At 40.0% G+C, this 2,499-nt stretch carries 1 protein-coding gene; it reads right to left on the bottom strand.

Features of this window, described 5'->3' with window-relative positions:
* Positions 1–355: 355 nt before the first annotated feature.
* On the bottom strand, positions 356–1,798 hold the full coding sequence (locus AN389_RS19400; RefSeq protein WP_055020496.1) for a capsule assembly Wzi family protein: 1,443 nt from the start codon (positions 1,796–1,798) through the stop codon (positions 356–358).
* Positions 1,799–2,499: the final 701 nt, after the last annotated feature.

Below are 2,499 nucleotides of genomic sequence, written 5' to 3'. Positions count from 1 at the left end.
TGCCGCGTTAAGGCTAAACGCGAGGAAAACTCGCTGCTACTTATATGTTTTCTCATTTACTCCTCTTTTTCTTCTCTTTGTGCAATAGGCTTTTAAGTAACTTATTCACTAAGAGGTTAAGAGGCGCTGCGCTCTACAGGGGAACGCTGTAGTCGCGGCTTTATGCCGCGCTTTTTTGTGGATGTATATATTTGGTTAGTACCAAGTTATTATGTTTTGTGTGAGCAAGCTTCACGCCTACATAGGTTTTATGCTCGGAGTATATTGTTATTTTGTAGGCGCCTTGCTTGCTGGCGCACTTAGGCTAAATTTAAGCTTTTAGAAGCAAAGCTTTAAGGTGCGCCTTTAATAAACTTTAAAAATTTGCGAATACAGCTAACCTTGCAAAGGTTTCTCCAAATACATCTTTACCTTGGTAGAGCTCTGCGCCCCAACTTTGGGCGCCCATTATTGGTTTGCTTAACTTACGTGTATAGGCTGTTTGCAGCTCGTAGCCTGTTTTATAGCCGCTGTTTTTATTTTTAAGCGAACGAATAGTGGTATTGAACGTTTCTATAGAACTTAACTGCCAGTGCCAATTTATACTCATTGATTTAGCTGGCGTGTAGTCGGTGTAGTTGTGTTCATCGCCACCCCAGTGGCCAATAACATTACCAGAATTACGATTACCATCTAAGTAGATACCGTTTGCGTACCAAAGCTTTTGCCAATTACTGTGTTCAAAGCGTAAGCTGTGGTTGTTTGCAATAAAGGGAAAATATAAACCAAAGCTATAGGCGTTATTGCGTGAACCACCCAGCGTATCTTCTAGTGCAACCTCTCCATATAGCTCAAACGGAAGTGAATATAGGCTGTTGTTGTATTCAAATGTTATAGAGCCTAGTTGATCGCCTAGCTCGTAGTTTTCTCCAAGCTCATCGGCATCCTTTCTACCTATGTTGTCTTTACTGCCAGGGCTAAAAAAGCCTTCAGCAAAATCTTTTAGTGTTACACTACGTGGCCCGCCACCAAATTGCATTAAGCGGCTTAGGCCTATAGTTAAATTATCGGTAGCTGCAAAGCTTGTGTGCAAACCAAATAAATACGGTTTACCTGGCTCGTAAACTCTTTCTACACCTGTTTGTTTACCCTCTTTTAATATGCCGCTTTGTTCTGTCATTTGGCTAATAAACATGTCGTATCTAATGTTAAAGCTAGTGATTGGTTCTACGTTACTAAGCGTTATAGAAGGTGTAGTTTTAGCTTGTGTGCTTAATAACATAGCGCTGTCTTCAAAGGGAGAGTACCAATGCTCACGGTAACCAATATCTAGTTGGGCGTATTTATACCCTAAGTATATAAAGCTTTGCGTTGGGAGTATTTCGTCTTCGTTGGCTATACCCGCAACACTAACACCAAAGTGGCGTCCAAAGTTTGCATAAGCACCGCCTTCAGCAATTAGGTTAGTTTTTGTGGTTTGCCCGCGCTGGTTTGGCAGTGTTTTATCTTTTGTACCTGCGGCTATGGTTAACTTTGCAAAAGCGCCTGCATCACTTTGTATGTAGGGGCTAAGCTGATAAGAAAGTGTTTGGTATAACTCAGGGTAAGTATGCCTAACAGTTTGCAGCACTTTATAAATATCATGCGCTTTATAGGGCTTACTCATTATGTGCGTATTTTTACTTACAGCTAAAAGGCGTTGTACTTGATGCTCAAGCTCCGGTACTTGATTTAAAGGTAAATAAGGTGAAACCCCGCCTTTAGCCATTACATTTGCACTGATTGCCATCCCGACAAGTAGCGATATTTTTTTTAGCATAATTATTCCGTTAGCAAAAAATTGTTTAAGTAAAAAACGTTAATGCGAGGTTAGCAATAAATAACTAAGTAAGAAAGAGAAAGACTCACCCTATGTAGATAATTACCAGCTATTTTAAGTAAGCGCCTTATTTGTAGCCCAAATGAGCTTTAGGCTAAGTTTTATTTTATAGGCCGCAGTTTGGTGGCATATTTGCAATTTATTATGCATATATATTGATGCAAAACGTTTTACGCGAGGTAAACTCGCTGCTACTTGCATGTTTTCTCATTTTTTCTCTTTTGCTTCTCTTTGTGCAATAGGGTTTTAAGTAACTTATTCACTAAGAGGTTAAGAGGCGCTGCGCTTTAGAGGGGAACGTTGTAGGCGCCTTGCTTGCTGGAGTTTAAAGGTAGTGCTTTTACAGTGGTTATTATATTTTAAAGCCATGAGAAGCTTCGCTTCTAACGTGAGCAAGCTCTACGTCTACAGCCCAAATAAGCTCTGAAGCTAAATTTATTGTAGGCGTCTTGCTGCATAGTATAGATATTTCAATTGCGTGAGCAAGCTTCACGCCTACTAATAAAATATAACCGTATTTATTGTAAACGCGATGCTTAATAATTTATTCTGGCTAACAGCTAACAGCTAACAGCTAACAGCTAACAGCTAACAGCTAACAGCTAACAGCTAACAGCTAACAGCTAACAGCTAACAGCTAA

Source organism: Pseudoalteromonas sp. P1-7a (assembly GCF_001401855.1).
GTDB lineage: Bacteria > Pseudomonadota > Gammaproteobacteria > Enterobacterales > Alteromonadaceae > Pseudoalteromonas.
The sequence above is the reverse complement of the archived record's forward strand: the minus strand, read 5'-3'. Positions and strand labels throughout refer to the sequence as shown.